This window comes from Streptomyces sp. MGP-P1 (genome assembly GCF_057766565.1).
The window spans coordinates 620,102-640,985 of the sequence record NZ_JBYMEM010000007.1 but is presented as its reverse complement, the minus strand read 5'-3'; the positions used below and the strand labels follow the sequence as shown (position 1 = coordinate 640,985).

Below are 20,884 nucleotides of genomic sequence, written 5' to 3'. Positions count from 1 at the left end.
TAGCCCAGCAGCGCCCCCAGGGCCTAGCCCAGCAGGCCGAGCACTCGTCCCAGCGCGTCCGCGACCGGCTGGGCCACCGGGCCCAGGCTGCTCGCGATCTGGCCGAGCCGTGCCAGGGTCAGGCCGCGCTCGGTCATGGCCTCGCGGTCCAGGGCGAGCACGGGCAGGGTCTCCTCGACCGTGCGGGCCTGCTCCGGGGTGAGGTGGGCGGTGAGGTCGCGGAGCCGGGCGGTCAACTCCTCGACCGCAGCGCGGAGTTCCGGGTCCTGGGCGGTGGCTCCGACGATGCCGTAGTTGATCCCGATCACCTGCTCTCCCCGCTGGTTGAAGACGGGGCCGTTGTAGGTCGTGTGGTGCGTCGGTTCGTTCACAGCTTGATCCCCGTGTTCGTCCCGCCGTTCTGGTTGAAGACGGGGCCGTTGTAGTTGTTCAACTCGTTCACGTAAGCCGTGAATTCGGCCTCCGGGTGGTTGATCGCATGGACGATCTGTCCGGCGATCGTCCGCAACTCGTCCACGGTCGGCAGCGTCACGACCGCCAGCGAGCCGCCGGCCGTCTCCACTGCCAGGATCGGCTTCGCCGGTTCGAAGAGTTCTTTGATGAAGTAGATGGCCAGACCGATCGTGAAGACGAGGAACATCGGATTCCCGCTCTCCTTGATCTCCGGGTCACCGTCGCTCGCCGCGATCACCACCACATAGACGACGGCGGTGAGCGCCAGCCACTTCACGAGGCTGAGGAAGGTCGCCCCTCGTTGCGGCCTGAGCTTCGTGGCCTCCACCCGGGTGAGATTCTCCAGCGGGAAGGCCGCCGAGCCGATCCAGAGCATCCGGCGGTTGACCGAGACCTCCAGGACGCCGCCAGGGCGCGGCATCGGCGGTATGGGCGGCTGCTCCAGCTGAGGTCCGGCCGGGGGGCCCGGCGGCGGTGGCGGTGAGGACTGCGGTGGCGCTGAGGACTGCGGTGGCGCTGAAGCCCGCGGGGGTGAGGCAGGACGCGCCGTTGGTGGTCCGGACAGCCGTCCGGACGGTGGTGGCGTAGGTCTCTGCGGCTGCCCGAAGCTCCCTGTGGTGTCCATGTGCTCCCCCGTGCACTCGTCACTCACCCCACACTCGCGGGAGCCCTATTAAGCAGCACCCCGGCCTTGGGGGGCAGTCGAGAAATGGCCAATTCGATGGTCATGGCGGCCCGTTGTCGGTGTCTGCGTGCCGGAGGGCGAAAGATGGGGGCGACTCCCCCATGCGCCCGTAGCCGCTCCCCCACCACGATGGACCCGGGCGGCCCGACCGGGCCGGCCCCGGGACAGGGGAGGTGCGGAGCGATGGCGGAGAAGGATCTGGTCGACAGAGGTACGAATCGTCGCCTCGCCCCCGCTGCCGCCCTCGTGACCCGCGAAGGCGCTCCCGTCGCGGCCGGCGACGCCTCGCCCTCACCCGCCCTCCCCTCACCCTCCCCGCTCTCCTCCCCCTCCCCGTTCAGGGACACGGCAGGAGCGCCGTGGTGGCTCCCCGGCGTCGTCGGCGGGGGCCCCGCCGACGAACCCGACTGGGCGGTCTTCGCCCGGGCGGCCGTCGCCTCGGCGCCGCGTGACGTGGTGGTCCCGGACCGGTCGTACCCCGGGCTCAGCGGCTTCGGGCCGGTCGTCGCACCGTTCGTCGAGGCGGCGGTCCGGCGGCTCCGGGACGCGCTCGCGAAGGACGGCCCGGCGGTCGACGGCCCGGTCGACGGCAGCCCGGTCAACGGCTCGGGGAACGGCCGAGCGGCCGGCCCGGCGGCAGACGGTCGGGCGGCAGACGGCTCCTCCCCCCTCCTGGCGGACTTCCGGCAGCAGCTGACGCGTCGGCTGTCCCGGATCGCGGCGCGCACCCTCGTCACGGAGCTGCACGAGGCCCGGCGGCTGGGCCGGCTGAGCGGCGAGGGGTCCGAGGAACGCTTCCGGGACTTCGTACGGCGCACCGCCCGCCGCGACGGTCTCGCCCTGCTCGTCACCGGCTATCCCGTGCTGGCCCGCCTCCTCGCGACGGCCTGCCTGAACACGGGGGACGCGTTCGCGGAGATGGCCGCCCGGCTCGCCGCCGACCGGCACCTGCTGACCCCCTCGGGGGTGCTCGGCGACCGGGCCGGTTCCCCGGAGGGCGGGCGCGGCGGGAGCGCCGGGCCCGGGGCGCTCACCGGTGTCGAGGCCGGGGCGGGCGACAGCCACCGCGGCGGCCGGTCGGTGATGCTGCTGCGGTTCGCCGACGGCGCCCGGCTGGTCTACAAGCCGCGTCCGCTCGCGGCGCACCGGCACTTCAACACCCTGGCCGAGTGGTTCGGTTCACTGCCCGGCGCCCCGGAGCTGCGGGTGCTGCGGGTCCTGGACCGGGGGGAGTACGGGTGGGCCGAGTTCGTCGAGGAGCGGCCCTGCGCCTCGGCCGCGGAGACCCGGCAGTTCTACCGGCGCCAGGGTGCGCTGCTGGCGCTGCTGCACACGCTGGACGGTACGGATCTGCACCACGAGAACCTGATCGCCTGCGGCCCGCACCCGGTGCTGGTCGATGTGGAGACGCTGTTCCACCCGCCGCTGGGACCCGCCCGGTCCGCCGATCCGGCCGCTCGGGCCCTGCACGACTCGGTCCACCGGGTGGGCCTGCTGCCCCAGTTGCTCGTCGGGGACACCACCGCGCTCGACATGTCCGCCATCGGCGGGGGCCGGGCCGCGTCGTCGCCGATCGAGACCGCCGACTGGGCGGACGCCGGTACGGACCGCATGCGGCTGGTGCGGCGGGCCGGCCGGTTCACCGAGTCCGCCAACCGGCCCCGGCTGGGCGGAGTGGCGGCCGACCCCTCCGCGTACACCGAGGCCCTGTGCGGCGGCTTCCGGGCCGGATACAACGCGATCAGCGCGCACCGGCAGGAACTCCTGGGCGGTGACGGGCTGTTGCGGATCTTCGCGCGGGACGAGGTGCGCGTCGTGCCCCGGCCGACCTGGACGTACACGACGCTGCTGGACGAGTCGACCCACCCCGACCTGATGCGGGACGCCACCGAACGCCACCAGGTCCTCTCGCTGCTGCGCACCCCGCTCCTGGGCATGCCCGCGCTGCCCGGCGTGGAGGACGAGGAGGTCGCGGAGCTGTGGCGCGGTGACGTGCCGGTGTTCGGCACCCGGCCGGGAGACACGGAGTTGTGGAGCGGCACCGGCCGTACGGTTCCGGGGCCGGCCGGCGGCGGCCCCGGCGGGCCCACCGGGCTGGCTCGCGTCGAGGCGAAGGTGCGCGCGATGGACACCGTGGACCGCCAGGACCAGGAGCGGATCATCCGGGCCGCCATGGTGAGCACCTCGCCCGAGCCGCCGCACCGGGCGGCGCCGGGCGGCCGGTCGCGGAGCGCGGCTACCGCGCCGGAGCCCGAGCAACTGCTGTCCGCCGCGCGGTCCGTGGGCGACCAGCTCGTCTCCCTCGCCTACCGGCACGAGCGCCGCACCAACTGGATCGGGCTCGAACTGCTCGGCGAGCGCTACTGGCGGCTCACCCCGATGGCGGCGGACCTCGCGGGCGGTTACACGGGGCCCGCGCTCTTCCTGGCGCAACTGGCCGCGCTCACCGGCGCCTCCCGGTACGCGGAGGCGGCCCGCGAGGCGCTGGCCCCGGTCCCGGGGCTGCTGGACGCGCTGCACGGGCGGGCCGACGAGCTCGGGTCCCTGGGCTCCGGCGCCTTCGCGGGCCTCGGCGGCATCGCGTACGCGCTGACCGAGGTGGGCACGCTGCTGGGCGACCGGGAGGTGCTGGACCAGGTGGGTCCGGCCGTCCGGCTGAGCTGCGCGGCGAGCGCGGCCGAGGACGGGTACGGGGTGCGCGGCGGGGCGGCGGGCGGGCTCGTCTCGCTGCTCGCGGTGCACCGCGCCACCGGCCGCCCCGAGGCTTGGCGTGGCGCCGAGCGCTGCGCCGAGCGGATCGCCGCCGCCCCGCTCCCGGACAGCGGGGGCTTCGCCGACGGGGCGGCGGGGATCGGCTGGGCGCTGCTGCGGTTCACCGGGGCCGGGGGCGACGCCCGCCACCGGGGTGCCGGACTCAACGCCCTGCGCCGGGCGACGGCCGGAGCCGCCCGCGTGACCCTCGCCACCGCCGCCGGAGCGGCGGACGGTGCGGCCCCCGGGGCGACCCACGAAGCGGCAGCCGGAGCGGCCGCCGGGCCGGCCTGGTGCGACGGCGTGACCGGCATCGCGCTGGCGATCGCGGACAGCCCCGACGCGCTGGCGGACCCGGAGCTGTCCGGCTGGCTCGCGGCGCGCTCCGGCGAACTGGCGGGCATCGGCCCGCTCGCCGACGACAGCCTGTGCCACGGGGAGTCGGGGCTGCTCGAACTCCTCGGCCACAGCGCGCTCCCCGCCTCACGGCCCGCGTGGATGCGCCGGGCCGGGACGCTGCTGGCCTCGGCGGACCGGGCGGGCCCGCGGTGCGGGACGCCCGGCCGCGTACCGCACCCGGGGCTGCTCACCGGGCTCTCGGGGATCGGGCACGGGCTGCTGCGGGCCGGGTTCCCCGACCGGATCGGGTCCGCGCTGCTCCTGCGCCCCTCCGGGGCCCCTTGACCGAACCACCGCTTTGACGACGAGGACCACATCACCACCAGCACCCCTACCGTCACCACCGCCATCACCGTCACCACCGTCACCACCGTCACCGTCACCGTCACCACCCAGAGGATGAGGCAGAGATGAAGCAGTTCGGCGAATCGGCCCTGCAAGCGTCCGGCGAGATCGCGCACGAGGGCACGCCCGAGCACCCGGCGGGGCAGATCTCCTTGGGGTCCACCGGAGGCCTCGGTGCGCGCGGCAGACTTCTCAGCGCATCGGAGGGCGAGAGCGGCTACAGCCACGACCTGCCGTGGACCACCATGACGGCCCCGTGGTGAGCGGTTCCGGCCAACTCAGCCGTAAATAAGTCGAATTGGCCCGCTGTCGTAGGGGTTGGGGCTCCAGTAGCCTGCGGCCATGCGAGCCACTTCGCCGGTCATCGTCGGGCGGGACGAGGAGATCGGACTGCTGAGCAGCGCCCTGGACGCCGTACGACGGCGTTCGGGGCGCGCGCTGTTCCTCCTCGGGGAAGCCGGTATCGGCAAGTCCCGGCTGGTGGGCGAGTGCGCCTACCGGGCGTACGGGCTCGGCATGCCCGTGCTGCGCGGCCGGGCCACCTCGACCGGGCTCGTCGTGCCCTTCCGTCCGCTCGCGGAGGCGCTGGCGTCCCGGTTCCGGGCCGCGGGCACCCCGACCGATCCGGAGCTCACGCCCTACCACCCGGCGCTGGCCCGGCTGGTCCCGGAGTGGCGCAAGGACGGGTCCCCCGGCTATCCGGAGACCGTCGTGGAGCTGGCCGAGGCCCTGCTGCGGCTGCTGTCCGTGCTGGGCCGGGAGGCGGGCTGCGCGATCCTGCTGGAGGATCTGCACGACTGCGACACGGAGACCGTCGCGGTCGTCGAGTACGTCATCGACAACCTGGCCGATCTGCCCATCCTGTTCCTGGGCACCCTGCGCCCTGAGCCGGGCGCGGCCCTGGAGCTCGTACGCTCCGTCGAGCGCCGGCAGGCCGCGACCGTACGCGAGCTGGGTCCGCTCCGCGAGGACCGGGTGCGGGCGCTGACGGGCGCGTGTCTGGAGGCGCGACCGGAGGAGATACCCGAGGCGGTGCACCGCCGGCTGGCCGAACGCGCGGCGGGCAACCCGTACTTGCTGGAAGTGCTGCTGGCGGACCTGCTGGACACCGGCCGGCTCCGGCGGACGGACGACGGGTGGGAGGCGGTGGAGCAGCCGGGCGGTTCGGTCCCCTCGGACATCGTCCGCAGCTGGGCCCGCAGGCTGGAGCGGCTGGACGAGCCGGTGCGGGACCTCTTACTGGCGTCGGCCACCCTGGGCAGCCAGTTCTCGGTGACCGTGCTCCAGACCGTCACCGGTTTCGAGGACCGGGCCCTGTTCACACATCTGCGCTCGGCGGTGGAGGCCGGTGTCATCGCCCCGGACGGCGCGGCCCCCGACCGCTACACCTTCCGGCACTCGCTGACCGCCGAGGCTCTGATCTCCTCGCTGGCGCCGGCCGAGCGCGCCTCGCTGGCCCGCCGCGCCGCCGGGGCCATCGAGCACGCGGGGCAGCCGCTGGACGAGGACGGCCGGCAGCTCGTGGCCGCGCTGCAACTGGCCGCGGGCAACCGGACCGGGGCGGCCCGCCAGTTCGCGGAGGCGGGAAGACGGATGCTCGCTTCGGGGGCGCACGGCTCCGCCGTGGTGCTGCTGGAGCGGGCGCTCCCACTGGCCGCCGAGCACGACCGGGCCGCCGTCGCCGAGTCGTTGGCGGTCGCCCGTGCCGCAGGCGGAGATCTGGACGGCGCCCTGGCGCTGGCGGACGCGCTGCCGCCCGTTCCGGCGCGTTCCGAGGCCGCCGCCCGGCGCGGCCTGATCCACATCGAGCTCGCCTGGGCGGCGGTCATGGCGGAGCGCACCGCCGAGGCGGCGCTCCAGGTCGAGGCGGCCCGCGTCCTGCTGGGCCCGTCGCCGCCGGCGGGCCGCCGGGCCGCGCTCGTGGTGGTCGACGGGTATCTGGCGCTGCTCCCCGGGCATGGGCGCAAGCCCCGGGATCCGGCGGATTCCGAGCGGGCCGTGCGGGAGGCCGCCGAGACCGCCGAGGCCGAGGGGCTGCCCGTGGTGGCCTGTCAGGCCTGGCAGTTGCTGGCGCTGCTGCGGCGCGAGGAGGGTTTCGACGCCGCGGACGCCGCACTGGAGCGGATGCTGTCGATCTCCGCCGAACACGCCCTGCCGGTCTGGCGGGTGGAGGCGCTGGTGCGGCTCGGGGCGAACGCCTTCATGCGGACCGGGGACGCGGGCCGGCTGCTCTCCGCGCGGGCGGCGGCCACCGAGCTGGGGGCGCTGCTGCTGACCCGTACGGTCGACGGGCTGCTCGCGATGAACGCGGTGATGTGCGCCCGGTGGGAGGAGGCGCAGGAGATCATCGACCGCTCGGCGGAGGCCAGTGCCCGGGTCGGTGACCGGTCCGCCCACCGCTATCTGCTGCTGGCCGGGGCGACGATGGCCGCGCACCGGGGGCGGCGGCGGGACATGGACCGGGCGCTGGCCGCGTTCCGGCGGGCCGGGGGCGAGCAGTCGCTGCTGGTGCCGCTCCGGTCGGGGCTGTGCCGGGCGTTCGGGGCGCTCCTGGAGGAGGACCGGGAGCGGGCGGCGGCGGGGCTCGACGAGGCGCTGGCCTGGGAGGCGGACCACCCGAGCTACTACTACCTGAGCGGGCGGTACGGGCTGCGCCCGCTGCTGCGGGTCCTGGCGGGCGACGCGGACCGGGCGGAGCTGGCGGAGGCGCGGGCGTCTCCCGGGGGGTGTCTCGCCTGGAACCGACAGTTCCTGGAGCTGGCGGACGCGGTGCTGCTGGGCCGGGAGGGGGATCCGGCCGGGGCCGCCCGGCTGATGGCGTCGTTCGATGTGCGGTCCGCGCCCTTTCCGGTCGCCCGCCACCTGGGTCTGCGGCTGGTCGCGGACGCGGCCCGCGCGGACGGGTGGGGCGAGCCGGTGGCGTGGCTGCGGTCCGCCGAGGAGTACTTCTACGGGGCCGGGGTGCAGCCGGTCGCCTCCGCGTGCCGGGCGGCGCTGCGGCAGGCCGGGGCCAGCGTGGGCCAGCACCGGGGGGGCTGGGACCGGATCCCGTCGCCGCTGCGGGCCGGCGGGGTGACCCCGCGCGAGTACGAGGTGTTCGTGCTGCTCCCCGAGCGGCCGGGGAACCAGCAGATCGCCCGGCGGCTGTCCATCTCGCCCCGCACGGTGGAGAAGCACATGGCCAGTCTGCTGAGCAAGACCGGGCGCGCGGACCGGGCCGCCCTGTGCGAGTTCGCCGCCGAGTGCGCCGCCGAACCGGCCTGAGGTCGGCCCACCCGCACCGGTCCGAGGCCGGCCCGCGCGAGCCGGCCCGACGCGGGGCCCACCCGCACCGGCCCCACGCAAAGCCCACCCGAACCGGTCCGAGACCGGCCCGCGCGAACCGGCCCGACGCGAGGCCCACCCGCACCGGCTTGAGGCGGGGCCCACCCGCACCGGCCCCACGCGGGTCCGCTCCGGGGGACGTGGGGGCCGGGGCGGGCAACATGGGGGCGCCGGGCGGTTTCGGTCGGGTGGCCGGGCGGAAAATGCGTGCGGGGCCCCGATGTGCGGGGGCCGGGGCGGCGGCAGGATCGGGGCGTACGTACGGCCCAGTCCGCCGCCCGTCCCCGTTCCGGAGGCCCGCTGATGACCCGACCTCCCGCCCGTACCGGTTCCGCAGGTGCGGTGTACGTCTCGCTGCTCGGCCCGCTCACGGCCCGGCTGGACGGCCGTGAGCTGCCGCTCGGCCCGCGAAAGCAGCGCCTGGTCCTCGCCACGCTGCTGGCCCGCCCCAACACCCCCGTACCGGTGGGCGCGCTGACCGACGCGGTGTGGCCGGAGGACCCGCCCCGTACCGCCCGCAAGAACCTCCAGGTCTACGTCAGTGCCGTCCGTGCCCTTCTGGGGCCCGCCGGGGACGGGGGCCGGGACCGGGTGGTGCACGGCTGCGGGGGCTACCTCCTGCGTATCGCCGAGGACGAGCTGGACACCCTGCGGTTCGGGGCGCTGGCCCGCGCGGGGCGAGCGGCGGCCGGTCGGGGCGATCTGCCGGGCGCGGCCCGTCTCCTGCGTGAGGCACTGGACCTGTGGGAGGGGCCGCCGCTGAACGATCTGCGGGACTCCGCCGACGTCGCCGAGGAGGCCCACCGGCTGGAGGCCCGCTGTCTGACGGTGTTCGAGGACTGGGCGGAGACCGAGATCGAGCTGGGCCGGGCCGCCGTCGCGGTGGACGGGCTGCGGGATCTGGTGGAGCGCCATCCGCTGCGGGAGCGGCTCCGGGCCGCCTGGATGACCTCCCTGCACCAGTCGGGCCGGCAGGCCGAGGCGCTGGCGGTGTACGACGACTACCGGCAGCTGATGTCGCGGGAGCTGGGGCTGGAGCCGAGCCCGGCGATGGCGGCGCAGTACCGCTCGATGCTCGGCCGGGGGCGGGAGGCCCGCCGGCCCGCCGCCGCCCGGGAGTCGGGGAGCGCGGAGGCGCTGCCCGCCTGTACGGGGGCCTTCACCGGCCGCCGCGACGAACTGCGGGACCTGCTCGACGTGCTGGGCGGCGGCGAGGAGCGGGTGGTGGTCGTATCGGGCCCGGCCGGGGCGGGGAAGTCGGCGCTCGCGGTCCGGGCGGCGCACCTGCTCGCCGACCGCTTCCCCGACGGCCGCGTCCATGTCCGGGTACGCCGGGAGGACGGTACGGCGCGGAGCCGGGCGGAGGTCCTGGCGGAGCTGGGGCGGCTGTGCGGGGTGGCGGGCGGCGCCCTCACGGGGCCGGAGGGCGGGCCGGCGGACGTCCGCGTGGCGACGGCCGCCCTCGCGGACGCCTGGCAGGGGTGGCTGGCCCGGCACCGGGCGCTGGTCGTCCTGGACGACGTGCCGGACGAAGTGGCCGTACGGGGGCTGCTGCCCCGGTCCGGGAAGTGTTCCGTACTGGTCACCGCCCGGGGGCAGTTGGCGGGGCTCGCACCGGTGCACCGGATCGCGCTGCCCGCGCTGGCGGACGGTGAGGCGCTGGAGCTGCTGGGGAAGCTGATCGGGGCCGGGCGGCTGCGGACCGACCCGGGGGCGGCGTTGCGGATCGTCCGGGCCTGCGGGGCGCTGCCGCTCGCGGTGGAGGTGAGCGGGATGCGTCTCGCGGTGCTGCGGCATCTGCCGCTGGCGGAGTACGCGGCCCGGCTCGGCGAAACGTCGGCCGCACTGGACGAACTGGTCGCCGGGGACGTCTCCGTACGGGATCGCATCGCGTCCGGCTGGCGGGATCTCGCGGACGGCGACCGGTGGGTGCTGGGGCGGCTGGCGGGGTTCACGGAGGACGGGGGCTTCACCCTGGACCGGGCCACGGCGGCGCTGGGCTGCGGGGAGCGGGCGGCGATCCGGGCCGTCGAGTCGCTGATCGGCGCCGGTGCGGTGACCTCGCCCGCCGGGGAGGTCACCGCGCACGCCGCGCTGTACGAGGTGCCGAGGCTGCTCGGCCTGTATGCCCGCGAGCGGGAGGAGGCTTCGGACCGCCCGGGGGCGGGGGCCGGGCGCGAGGCCCCGGGGCGGCCTGGCGTACCAGCCGGGCGGGTGGAGATCCCTGGCCGGCCGGGAGAACAGGACGAGCGCGAGGCCCCCCGCCGGTCCGGCGTACCGGCCTCCGCGCTCATCCCAGGGTGAGCAGCTCCAGCAGACCGTGCGGCCGGTCGCCGGCGGGGGCTCTGTGGGAGGGGTCGCCGGCTTCCGCGCCGGCCAGGTGGTGCAGGGCCATCAGCAGCCCCGCCGCGCCGGTGGCCAGGTCGGCGGAGCAGCGCATCAGACCCGCCCCCGGGACGAGCAGCCGGTCCTCGTCGGCGACCAGGTGCCAGGACAGGTTGCGTACGGAGGCCAGGACCTCGGGGGCATTGGGGCCATCCGGCGACAGGGCGCCAGCCACGGCCATGAGCCCCGCCCGGCCGGTGAACAGGCCCGGCTCGCGGACGAACTCGAAGGCGCAGCCCTTGGCCACCCCGGGCAGCAGGGCGGCCAGTGCCGCGTCGGCCGAGCTGTGCGACGGGGCGAACCTCGGCCGGCGCGGCACCGGCTCCGGGGAGGCGCGGCGGGCCAGATAGGCCTGGGTCACCAGGGCGAATCCGCCGCTCCCCTGGTCCAGGTAGAGGAAGTGCCGCCGGCCGTCCTTCACCTGGACGGTGCCGTCCGGCATGGTCACGCAGTGGGCCGCCTCCGCCGCGAGGGCCCGGCCGGCGGCCGCCAGGAACTGCTCGTCGCCGGTCAGGGCGTGCAGTTCGAGGTGGAGCAGGGCCGCACCGCTCAGCCCGCGCAGCAGCCCCGCCGACGCGGGCGCGCGCAGCCCCGGCACGGATTCGCCCCGCACCAGCCGGTCCAGGTCGTGGGCGGTGCGGGCAGCGGCGTCGACGAGGTCGTGGTCGGTCTTGGCGTCGGGCGATCCGTCCCCCGCACGGTCCGGCCGGGCCAGGCGCAGCGCGGCGAGCGCGATGCCCGCGCGGCCGTTCATCAGGTCGGCCGAGGCGGGCGGGGGCGCGGCGGCGGACCGCTCGAAGAGTTCCCGGCCCTCCTCCCGGCGGCCCAGCGCGGACAGGACCACCGCCGTGCCCGGCAGTCCGCCGTAGAGGCCGCCCGGCGACGCCGGGTCCCGTCGCCTGGCCGTGTCGACGACCCAGTCGGTCCAGGCGCGCGGCACCGGGGCGCCGGTGCGGTGCAGGGCGTGGAGCACCCCGGCCGCTCCGTGGGCGACGTCGCTCCCGCCGGTCGAGAAGACCTCGGGGTCTCCGGGGAAGAGGCGGTCGGTGCGGTCGGGCGTCGCCCCCGCGTGGATGCCCCGCAGCAGCCGGTCCCGCAGCCCGGCCCAGTCCGGCTCGGGGCCGTCGAGCAGCGCGGCGGTCTCCCTCTCGCGGCCGTCGGCGCTCTCCGCGGCCCGCAGCGCGGCCGGCCGGCGCGGTCCCGCTCCGGCGTCGAGGCCGTACCTCCGGCGGGCCCACCGTTCCAGGGTCACGGCCTTGGCCCGGTCGTGGCCGGCCATCTCCATGATGGGCATCAGCATGTAGAGCCAGGTCGCCCAGAGGGCGTAGGCGTCGGCCTCCGCGCCGACGGTCCCGGCGGGCGCCTGGAGCCCCGGGGCGCCCGCCACCGGGGTGTCCGGGTCATCGAGGGCCGTGGCGTACTCGAAGTCGATCAGGGCCACGCGGCCGTCGGGTCGGACGATGATGTTGGAGGGGTGGAGGTCGCCGAAGCGCAGCCCGCGCCCGTGGACGGCGGCCAGCGCCTCGGTCAGCCGCTCGGTCACCGACTCCACCCAGGCGATGTACGGGGCGAGTTCGGCGGCGGTGCCGGTGCTGTGGAGCAGGGCGAAGCGGCCGACGATCTCCTCCAGGAGGGTGGTCCCCTCGATGTGCTCCTCGATCAGGAAGTGGTGCTCCCACACGGTCCGTACGCCGTACACCTCGGGGACGCAGTCCAGCCCGGCCAGCGCGGTCAGGGCCCGGTGCTCGCGGTGCAGCCGTGTCACCGCGTCGTCGCCCGCCTCGTCAAGACCGCTGTGCGGCCGGGCCTCGCGGAGCACCACCTGACGGCCGGTCTCCCGGTGCCGGGCCAGGTAGATGCCGCCCGCGTTGGAGAACTGGAGGGCTTCGGACACGTCGTAGGGGAAGGCGGCGTCCCCGGCGGCGGCGCGGGCCGCCAGGTGCGGGCGCAGTTCGTCGGGGACGGTGACCCACGGCGGCACCCGGAACACCACCCCGCGCTCGTCGGGCACCAGCTCGCCGGACGGGTGGCGCAGGGCCAGCACCCGTTCGCCGTCCTCGTCGAGGCACCAGCGGGAGACGAACGCTCCGTACCGGACGTACACGGGGGCGTCGCCGATCCGCAGGTCGCTGAGGATGTAGGGCCCGCGGCGGCCGGCGAGGGCGCGGGTCAACGCGTCCAGCACCCGCAGGAAGACGGTCTCGTCCGGTGGGTAGAGGGTGATGAACTTCCCGGCGCCCGCACGGGACATGTACTTGCCGGACATCAGCAGGAGCGCCCGCTCGCTGCGGAGGAACTTGAACGGCACCCCGTGGTCCCGGCAGATCCGGGCGGTGTCGAGCAGGGTCTCCTCGGCCTCCTCGGGAACGGTGGAGACATGGATCTTCCAGCCCTGCCCGGCCGGTTTGCGGTCCTCGGGGAGCAGCGAGGTCCACAGGCCGCCGGCGACCCGGCGCCAGCCGTCGGCCGGCGGTTCGGAGTCCAGCGGGTAGCGGGTGCTCGCGTCCTTCAGCCGGGCGGGGGTCTCGTAGTACGTACGGTCGGCGAGGCAGTAGAGCTGGGTCTGGTGGAGACCGGGCACGGGGTTCCTCCTCAGGGTGCGCCGGGACCCGCGGCGTCGGGGGCCGACCCGGCCGTGGTCCGCTCCGGGGCGGTCGCCGGGCGGGTGGAGACGGTTCCGGCCGGGTGTGGGTGGTCCGGTTTTTCGGGCGTCGGCCGCGTCGGCGTCTTCTGCGGCGGCTGCGGTGTCCCGGCCTTCTCCAGCGGCCTCGGTGACCTGGCCCGTCCCGGCGGTTCAGGTGTCCCGGCCCTCGCCGGCGGCTCAGGTGACCCGGCCGTCTCCGGCGGCTCAGGTGTCCCGGCCCGTCCCGGCGGCTCAGCTGACCCGGCCCTCCCCGGCTCCCCGGCCGCCGCCTCCGGCTTCTCCCGGGGCGCGCCCGCCCCGGCGCGGACGGAGGGGGCGAGCGTCACGACGGCCGCCGAGACGGCCAGCACGCAGCCGATCACGACGAAGGCGGCGCTGCTGCCCAGCGTGGTCAGCAGGAAGCCGCCGACGAGCGGTCCGAACGGCTGGACGACCGAGGAGAGGAAGCCCGCAGCGCTCTGCACCCGCCCGATCCGGTCCTCGGGGGTGACGACCAGCAGGGTCGAGAGGAAGCCGATGCTGGCGACCGTCGAGAGTCCCATGCAGAGCGCGCAGAGCACTCCGGCCACCAGCGGGCTGCTGAGCCAGGCCAGCACGGCGGCCGTCCCCACGCAGCTCCAGCAGGTGAGGACGATGAGCGTCCGGACATGGCGCTGCGCCGCGAACCGGGGCGCGATCAGGGCGCCGGCGAGGGCGCCCGCCGAGACGCAGGTGATGACGAAGCCGCCCCCGAGGCCGGAGCGCCCGCTGTCGGAGAAGACGGCGAGCGCCGTGAAGGTGAGGGCGCCGAAGGAGAAGTTCATGCCCAGCCCGAAGACGAGCAACACCGTCCGCAGGTACGGAAGTTCCCACAGGAAGGAGAGCCCTGCGGTGAGTTCCCGACGGCTGAACACCGAACCCGCCCTGGTCCTGGCCTCCGAGCGGGTCCGCACGAGCGCCACACAGACGGTCGACAGGAACAGGCCGAGGAACTGGGCGGTGAAGGGCAGGGCCTGGTGCACGCCGAACAGCGCGCCGCCGACGAGCGGGCCGACCAGCCGGGCCGTGGAGGAGCGCGCCTGGAGCCGGGCGGTCGCCGTGCCCATCTGGTCCGGCGGCACGACCGCGCGCATCAGACCGAAGGCGGCGGGGGCGTAGAAGCTGTTCAGTACGGCCCCGGAGGTCGCGACCAGCAGGACGAGGACCATCGGGGCGTGTCCGTTCCACACGGCGACGGCCAGGGCCGTGACGGCCGCCAGGCTGCCCGCGTCGCACAGCCGCATCAGACGGCGGCGTTCGACCCGGTCGGCCATGACCCCGCCCGGCAGCATCGTGATCAGCACGGCGCAGACGGCCACGGTTCCCACGGCGCCGGCCTGCACGGCGGAGCCGGTCTCCTTGAGGATCAGCAGGGGCAGCGCGATGGCGCTCATCTGGCCGCCCAGAGCGGCGAAGAGGCCGCTCAACCAGAGCAGCCGGAAATCCCGGTTGGAACGGAGCGGCTCAGCCATCGGGGCTCCTGTCGTCAGCGGTCGTCGGACGCGCGGGACGGGGCGGCCTCCGTGGTGCGCGGAGGCCGCCCCGGCTTCGGCCGGCGCCGCGACTGCGGGGCTCGGGCCCCGGCGGACGCGGCTACGGACCGTCCGTCCGATCAGCCCAGGACGAGGCTCACGGTGCTGACGCAGTTGCCGGGAGGCTGGATGATGTCGTGGTTGTTGGCCGTCTCCTGGAGGTCCAGGACGGAGTGCGCCTCGACCTCGGGGGTCTCCTCGGCGTCGCCGGCTGCGGGCTTGGTGTTCTCGGACATGGTGGTCTCCATCCACTCGTCACAGCGGGGCCGGGTTCCGTCGGGGATCGCCCCTTGGTGTCCGGTGCGGCCGGCCGGTGCCTGCCGTTGCCGAGAACGTTAGGAAGCCGGGCCTGGCGATCGCTTCGGCGACGGTATGCCGCCGGTATCGGGCCAGTTGAAGGCGGACGGCGGCCGGTTCGCGGCGCTCGGCGGCGGCCCCGGGACCCGCCCCGGCCTGGGCCCATACCGCCGCCGAAGCACCGCCGGACCGTCCCCGAACCGGTGGCGCGCAGCCTGGGTACGCGCCCGACGCGCCCCGGCCCCGAAGGAGGCGGCCCGCATGGAACTCGCCGAACTCGTCGCACGGCGGCCCTTCCCGGCCGCCGGCCTGCTCCTCGGCCTCACCCGGCGCTGTCCGCTGAGCTGCGCGCACTGCTCGACCGGGTCGGACCTGTTCACCCGGGAAGAGCCGGACGGCGGTCAACTGGAGCGCTTCGTCGGCTCGTTCAGCGCGGAGAACCGGCCCGATGTCGTCATGCTCACCGGTGGGGAACCGCTGCTGCTGCCCGTGCTCGCCGAACGGCTGAGCACGCTGGCGCGCCGCGCCGGGTCCCGTACCGCGCTGCTCAGCGGCATGTTCTTCGCCCGCTCCGTGAGTCGGCGGGGCCGGAGAGGCGCGGCGATTCCCCCCGCGATCCTGCGCGCGATCCGCTCCGTCGACCACTTCTCGGCCTCCCTCGACGTGCACCATGAGCGCGAGGTCCCGCGCGCCGACGTGTTCCGCGTCCTGCACCGGATCCGGGACGAGGGCGTGGCGGTGAGCTTCCACCTCACCGGGACCGGCGCGTCCGACCCGTATCTGGCCGACATCACCCGGGCGGTGGAGCGGGAGTTCGACGGCGGGGTCCCCTGTCTGGTCAACGAGGTGCGTCCGTTCGGCCGGGCCGCCGCCTGGGCCAGGCCCGCCCGCACCGGCCCCGACCCGACGGCGGCGTCACCGTGCTCGATGGCCGCCTGGCCGGTGGTCGCCTTCGACGGGCGGGTGCTGGCCTGCTGCAACCAGGACACCGTCGACAAGCGGCCCGTCCCGGCCCATCTGGACCTCGGGCACATCGGCGTCGACGACTGGGCGACCGTACGCGGCCGGGCGCTGGAGTCCCCGGTGCTGCGCATGCTCCGCACGGTCGGGCCGACGCATCTGGCCGCCCGGTACGGCTCCGGTCCCGGGGCGGGCTCCTACTGCGACGGCTGCCGGGCACTGGGCGGCGACGAGGCGGCGGCGGCAGGGGCCCTCGCCGTGGCGGGCGGGGCGGCCGGGGCGCTGCTGGACCTGACGGCCGCGGTGCGCGGCTCCCGGGAGGGCGCGCAGGGCGTCGTGCGCCGTCACGGCTGCGCGGCGTACGCGCCCCTGGTCGTCACGGGCGGGCCGCCGCCGCCGAAGACCGACGGGCGGGATCTCCGATGAGCACGGCGACCGACGGTACGCGGCTCGGGCGCGCGGGGGCCTCCGCGCGGCTGCGGGTCAAACTCCTCCTGTTGGAGCCGGAGTTCCGGGACGCCACGCACCACATGTGGCGTGCCGACGGGCTGTTGCCGCGCTACCGGACGTATCTGTGCACGATGCACGCCGTCATCCGCGCCTCGGTCCCGCTGATGGAGCTGGCTCTCCACCGCGCCCGCGCCCTGGCCGCGTCCGGCGATCCGCTGGCGGCGCCGCTCGCCGCGTACCTGGAGGAGCACATCCGGGAGGAGGAGGGCCATGACGCCTGGCTGCTGGAGGACCTCCGGGCGGCGGGCGGCGCGCCCGAGGACGCGCTCGGTCCGCTGCCCTCTCCCCTGGTGGCCTCGCTCGTCGGGTCCCAGTACTACTGGATCGAGCACCACCACCCGGTCGCCCTGCTCGGCTACATCGCCGTACTGGAGGGCTACGCCCCCGCCCCCGGTCTCACCGGCCGCATCGCCCGGCTGACCGGGCTGCCCGCCGCCGCGCTGCGGACCGTACGGGAACACTCGGTGATCGACACGGCGCACCTGGACGAGCTGTACGCGCTGCTGGACCGGCTGCCGCTCGGCCGGGGGCCGGAAGCGGCGGTGGCGGTCAGCGCACTGCACTCCCTCGACGCGCTCACCAGGATCTTCGTCCGGCTCGGGCGCTCCGCACCGGCGCCGTCGCTGCGGGGGGCCGGACTCGTCCCACCGATGGGAGTCACACCATGACCGGACCACCCGAGAACGGCGAACGGCCCGTGCTGCCCGCCGCGTTGTACGAGGCGGGCTTCCCCGTGGATCTGCTCACCGAGGAGCAGCGCGAGGTGCTGTGCGGGCTGACGCCGGAGGAACTGGCGGTGCTGCTGGACGTCAAGGGCCGGCTGGACGCCGTGGGGCCGGAGGTCCAGGCACACGGCGAGATCGCCGGCGGCGCCCTGTTCTGACCGCGCTCCGTTCCGACCGGCGCCCCGTTCTGACCGGCGGGCGGTGACCGATCACCGTTACGGGCCCGGCGGCGGGTGCACCGCCGGCGGGGCCGTACCCGCCGGGGCGCCAGCGCCCGGTGCGCCCGCCCGCCACCCCTGACCGCACGGCACTCCGACCGCACGGCACTCCGACCGCACGGCCCCCGGGAGAGAAGGACCCGCCATGAACTGCTCCTCGTGCCAGCAGGATCTGCCGCCGACGGCCCGGTTCTGTTCGTCCTGCGGGACGCCGTGCGCGACCACCGGGGCCGGCGGGGCCGCACCGGCCCCCGCCGCGCCGCCCGGTGACGAACGCAAGCCCGTGACCGTGCTGTTCTGCGATCTCGTCGGGTCGACCGCGCTGTCGGGGGTGCTCGACCCGGAGACGCTGCGCGCGGTGACCCTGCGGTACTTCGAGGCGATGAGCGCGGAGATCGTGGCGCGGGGCGGCACCCCGGAGAAGTTCATCGGGGACGCGGTGATGGCGGTGTTCGGCGTACCGGTGGTCCGTGACGACGACGCCCGCCGGGCGCTGGCGGCGGCGCTCGGGATGCGCCGGGCGCTGGCCCGGCTGAACGAGGAGCTGGGCGCCACCCTGGGCATCGAGCTGACCACCCGGATCGGGGTCAACACCGGTCAAGTGGTGGCGGGTTCGGACACGACCGCCCGGCAGGCCCTGGTCTCCGGGGAGACCGTGAACATCGCCGCCCGGCTGGAGCAGAACGCGGGCCCCGGCGAGATCCTGATCGGCCCGGAAACCCTGCTCGCCGCCGGCCCGACGGTACGGGCCGAACCCACCGGCCCGCTGCGGCTGAAGGGCAAGCGGGACAGCGTGGAGGCCCACCGACTGCTGGCACTGGGCGCGGACGACCCCGAGCTGCTGCGCCGCTTCGACGTCCCCTTCGTCGGCCGCGACGCCGAACAGCGGGCGCTGGACGCGGCTCTGGAGCAGGCCGTCCGGGGCGGCGGGGCCGGGCTGCTGCGGGTCACCGGGGAGGCGGGCATCGGCAAGACCCGGCTGGTACGGGAGTGGCTGGCGCGGCGGTCGGCGTCCGGCGGGCTCACGTACGGCGCGGGGCGGTGCCGCAGTTACGGGGACCACGGCACCCTCGCCCCGCTGGCCGACGCGGTGCGCGCGCTGGTGGCGGCGGGGCCCACGCCCCCGCCCACTTCCGGGGCGGGTACCGGGCAGTCCGCCGCCGGGCGGGAGGCTGATCCCGGGCAGGTGCCTGATTCCGGGGCGGTACGTGATTCCGGGGCGGTGTCCGGTTCCACAGCGGCGTCCGGCCAGGGTCCCGCGGACGACGGGAAGGACGCGGCCGGCGGTCTCGCGGTCGACGACGCGATGGCCCTGCTGTCCGGGGGCCTGCTGCGCGACGGTACGCCGAACGCGCCCTTCGAGGACATGTGCGCGGCCCTGACGGCGGCCCTGGAGCGGGCAGCCAGGACCCGCCCGGTCGTCCTGGTACTGGACGACTGGCACGCCGCGGCCCCCTTGCTGGTCCGTACGGTGCGCCGGCTGACGGACGGCTCGGGGTGCGCGGGGGTACTGGTGCTCTGCGCCGGGCGGCCCGACGGGCCCGACGGTGCGGAGGGTTCGGACGATACGGAGGTTTCGGGCGGGCCGGACGGGCCGGGCGGGCCGGGCGGACGGGACGAGGGTGTCATGGGGGACGAGTCGTCGTCCGCCGGTGCGGGACGCCTCCAGCTCACCGGCCTGCCGCCCGAGGAGGCGGCGCGGCTCGCCGCGGGTCTCGCGGGGCCGGACGCCGGGACGGCCCCGGTGGACGACCGGCTCCTGGCGCGGGCCGGGGGCAATCCGCTCTACCTGGAACAGCTGTTGGTCGGCGACCGGGCGGACCCGGCGGTCGCCGCCCGTCCGGGGGAACCGGCCGCCGAGGAGGATCTGCCGCCCACGCTCCAGGCCCTGCTGGGCGCGCGCATCGGCGCCCTGGCCCGGGCGGAGCGCGGGGTGGTGGACCTGGCCGCGGTGATCGGCCGGGAGTTCACCGCGCCGGAGCTGGTCCGGCTGGAACTGTCCGTACGGGCCGGGGAGGGCCACGACGCCGGCCGGCTCGCCGGGGCGACCGGGGCGGCCCCGGAGCACCGGCGGCGCGTCGAGGAGGCGTTGGCGGTGCTGGGCCGGCGCCGCCTGGTGGAGTCGGGGGCCCCGGGGGCCCGGGAGTCGGCACCGTACCGGTTCAGCAGCGGACTGGTGCACGAGGTCGCGTACGCCTCGCTGTCCAAGCGGGCCAAGGCGGAACGCCATGCCTGGGCCGCGGAGCTGCCCAGCGTGCTGCGGAGCGGCGACGGCGCGGTCGGCGGCCATCTGGAGCGCGCCTACCGCTACCGCGCGGAGCTGGGTCTGCTGGACGATCCGGCCCGGCGGCTGCGCGAGCGGGCCGCCGCCGCGCTGGGCCGGGCCGGGGCGCAGGCCGCCGCCCGGTCCGACCTGCACTGGGCGCACGGCCTGCTGGAGCGGGCGGTGGACCTGTGCCCCGGGGACCCGGCGGCGACACGGCGGCTCGGCGAGGTACGGGTGGCGCTGGGCCGCACCGGGGAGGGCGCCGAACTGCTGCGCCTCGTAAGGGACTCGGGGTCCGACCCGGTGGAGGCCGCGCATGCCCGCCTCGCGCTCGCGGTGCTGGATCCGGGCGGCCCGGGCGCCGGTCCCGCCGCCGTGGCCCGGGCCGTGCTGCCGGTGTTTGAGGCGGCCGGGGACTCGGCGGGCCGGGCGCGGGCCCATCTGCGGCTCGCCCAGCAGTTCCAGCGGTCCGGGCGGCACGAGGAGGCGGAGCGGGACCAGGCGCGGGCCCTGGAGCACGCGGTGCTGGCCGGTGCGGAGCCGGAGCGGGCCGGGGCGCTCGGCGCGATCGGCGTCTCCCTGTGGCGGGGGCCGGTTCCGGTGCCCGCCGCGGTGGTCCGCTGCCGGTCGCTGCTGGCGGCGCACGGGGCGGGCCGGCCCACGGTCCGGGTCACCCTCAACTGCCCGCTGGCGGTGCTGTACGCGCTCCAGGAGCGGCCCGATGAGGCGTACCGCTGCCTGGCCGAGGCGGAACGGCTGGCCGGGAAGCTGGGGTTCGCCGAGGCGGAGGTCTTCCTCCCGGTGTTCCGGGCGACGGTGGAGGGGCTGCTCGGCAACGGCTCGGAGGCCCTGGACCTGCTGGGCCGGGCGGACGCGGCGGCCCGGCGTACGGGGGCGGCCGGGATGCGGACGGCGGTGGCGCTGGACGCGGCCCGCCTGGAGCTGGACGCGGGCCGGGAGGCTCCGGCGGCGGCCCGGCTGGCGGGCGTCGGCGACACGTCGGGGCTGAGCCGTGCGGACGCGGTGGACCTGGCGGGGCTGCGGGCCCGGCTGACGGTGCGGGACCGCCCGGAGGAGGCGGCGGAACACGCGGACCTGGCGGTCCGGGCCTCGCTGCTCACGGACTCCCCGCTGGTGCAGGCGACCGCCGAGCTGGACCGGGCGCAGGCGCTCGCCGCCCTGGGCCGGTGGCCGGAGGCCGGGGCCTCGGCCCGGTCGGCCGGGGCGCACTTCACGGGCAAGGGGCATCTGCCGGGGATGCGCCGGGTCTCCGGCTTCCTCGCGCACCCGCCCCGGCCCCTGGCCACGACGAGGGAGAGGAGCTGACCGATGACGACCACGGAACCGGAACGGCCACAGGCGGAACCGGAAC

General features: G+C 76.2%; 12 protein-coding genes and 1 pseudogene. 8 read left to right on the top strand and 5 right to left on the bottom strand.

Annotated features, from left to right (window positions below):
• Positions 1-23: 23 nt before the first annotated feature.
• Positions 24-371, bottom strand: coding sequence for a hypothetical protein (locus AC3CH1_RS24495; protein WP_488464896.1), 348 nt, complete (start codon positions 369-371; stop codon positions 24-26).
• Positions 368-874: a DUF6232 family protein gene (locus tag AC3CH1_RS24490; protein ID WP_488464895.1), complete on the bottom strand. Its 507-nt coding sequence runs from the start codon at positions 872-874 to the stop codon at positions 368-370. Before AC3CH1_RS24490 ends, AC3CH1_RS24495 begins: the two co-directional genes overlap by 4 nt.
• A 447-nt stretch (positions 875-1,321) precedes the next feature.
• On the opposite strand from AC3CH1_RS24490, the gene AC3CH1_RS24485 reads away from it, so the two are divergent.
• From AC3CH1_RS24485 to AC3CH1_RS24470, 4 genes are all read left to right on the top strand, one after another.
• A complete protein-coding gene (locus AC3CH1_RS24485; protein WP_488464894.1) occupies positions 1,322-4,573 on the top strand; it encodes a type 2 lanthipeptide synthetase LanM family protein in 3,252 nt (1,083 codons plus the stop codon).
• 125 nt (positions 4,574-4,698) lie between these two features.
• On the top strand, positions 4,699-4,896 hold the full coding sequence (locus tag AC3CH1_RS24480) for a hypothetical protein (RefSeq protein ID WP_003969056.1): 198 nt from the start codon (positions 4,699-4,701) through the stop codon (positions 4,894-4,896).
• Between the two features lie 79 nt (positions 4,897-4,975).
• The gene (locus AC3CH1_RS24475; protein ID WP_488464893.1) at positions 4,976-7,897 is read left to right on the top strand and encodes a helix-turn-helix transcriptional regulator; all 2,922 of its coding nucleotides are present in this window, start codon (positions 4,976-4,978) and stop codon (positions 7,895-7,897) included.
• A gap of 363 nt (positions 7,898-8,260) precedes the next feature.
• On the top strand, positions 8,261-10,261 hold the full coding sequence (locus tag AC3CH1_RS24470; protein ID WP_488464892.1) for an AfsR/SARP family transcriptional regulator: 2,001 nt from the start codon (positions 8,261-8,263) through the stop codon (positions 10,259-10,261).
• On the opposite strand, the gene lanKC is transcribed toward AC3CH1_RS24470, so the two are convergent.
• From lanKC to AC3CH1_RS24455, 3 genes and pseudogenes are all read right to left on the bottom strand, one after another.
• The gene (gene lanKC, locus AC3CH1_RS24465; RefSeq protein WP_488464891.1) at positions 10,248-12,923 is read right to left on the bottom strand and encodes a class III lanthionine synthetase LanKC; all 2,676 of its coding nucleotides are present in this window, start codon (positions 12,921-12,923) and stop codon (positions 10,248-10,250) included. The genes AC3CH1_RS24470 and lanKC overlap by 14 nt on opposite strands.
• Positions 12,924-13,147: 224 nt before the next feature.
• Positions 13,148-14,476, bottom strand: a pseudogene (locus tag AC3CH1_RS24460) (MFS transporter); the annotation flags it as partial.
• A gap of 140 nt (positions 14,477-14,616) precedes the next feature.
• Positions 14,617-14,772: a hypothetical protein gene (locus AC3CH1_RS24455; RefSeq protein ID WP_164219961.1), complete on the bottom strand. Its 156-nt coding sequence runs from the start codon at positions 14,770-14,772 to the stop codon at positions 14,617-14,619.
• A gap of 322 nt (positions 14,773-15,094) precedes the next feature.
• Between AC3CH1_RS24455 and AC3CH1_RS24450 the strand changes: the two genes are divergently transcribed.
• The 4 genes from AC3CH1_RS24450 to AC3CH1_RS24435 all read left to right on the top strand — a co-directional run bounded on the left by AC3CH1_RS24450 (position 15,095) and on the right by AC3CH1_RS24435 (position 20,838).
• A complete protein-coding gene (locus tag AC3CH1_RS24450) occupies positions 15,095-16,219 on the top strand; it encodes a radical SAM protein (RefSeq protein ID WP_488464890.1) in 1,125 nt (374 codons plus the stop codon).
• Entirely contained in the window at positions 16,216-16,971 is a 756-nt protein-coding gene (locus AC3CH1_RS24445; RefSeq protein WP_488464889.1) for an iron-containing redox enzyme family protein, read from the top strand. Before AC3CH1_RS24450 ends, AC3CH1_RS24445 begins: the two co-directional genes overlap by 4 nt.
• Positions 16,968-17,186, top strand: a complete 219-nt coding sequence (locus tag AC3CH1_RS24440; protein WP_488464888.1) for an aroma-sacti cluster domain-containing protein — start codon at positions 16,968-16,970, stop codon at positions 17,184-17,186. Before AC3CH1_RS24445 ends, AC3CH1_RS24440 begins: the two co-directional genes overlap by 4 nt.
• A gap of 205 nt (positions 17,187-17,391) precedes the next feature.
• Positions 17,392-20,838: an AAA family ATPase gene (locus AC3CH1_RS24435; protein ID WP_488464887.1), complete on the top strand. Its 3,447-nt coding sequence runs from the start codon at positions 17,392-17,394 to the stop codon at positions 20,836-20,838.
• Positions 20,839-20,884 lie beyond the last annotated feature (46 nt).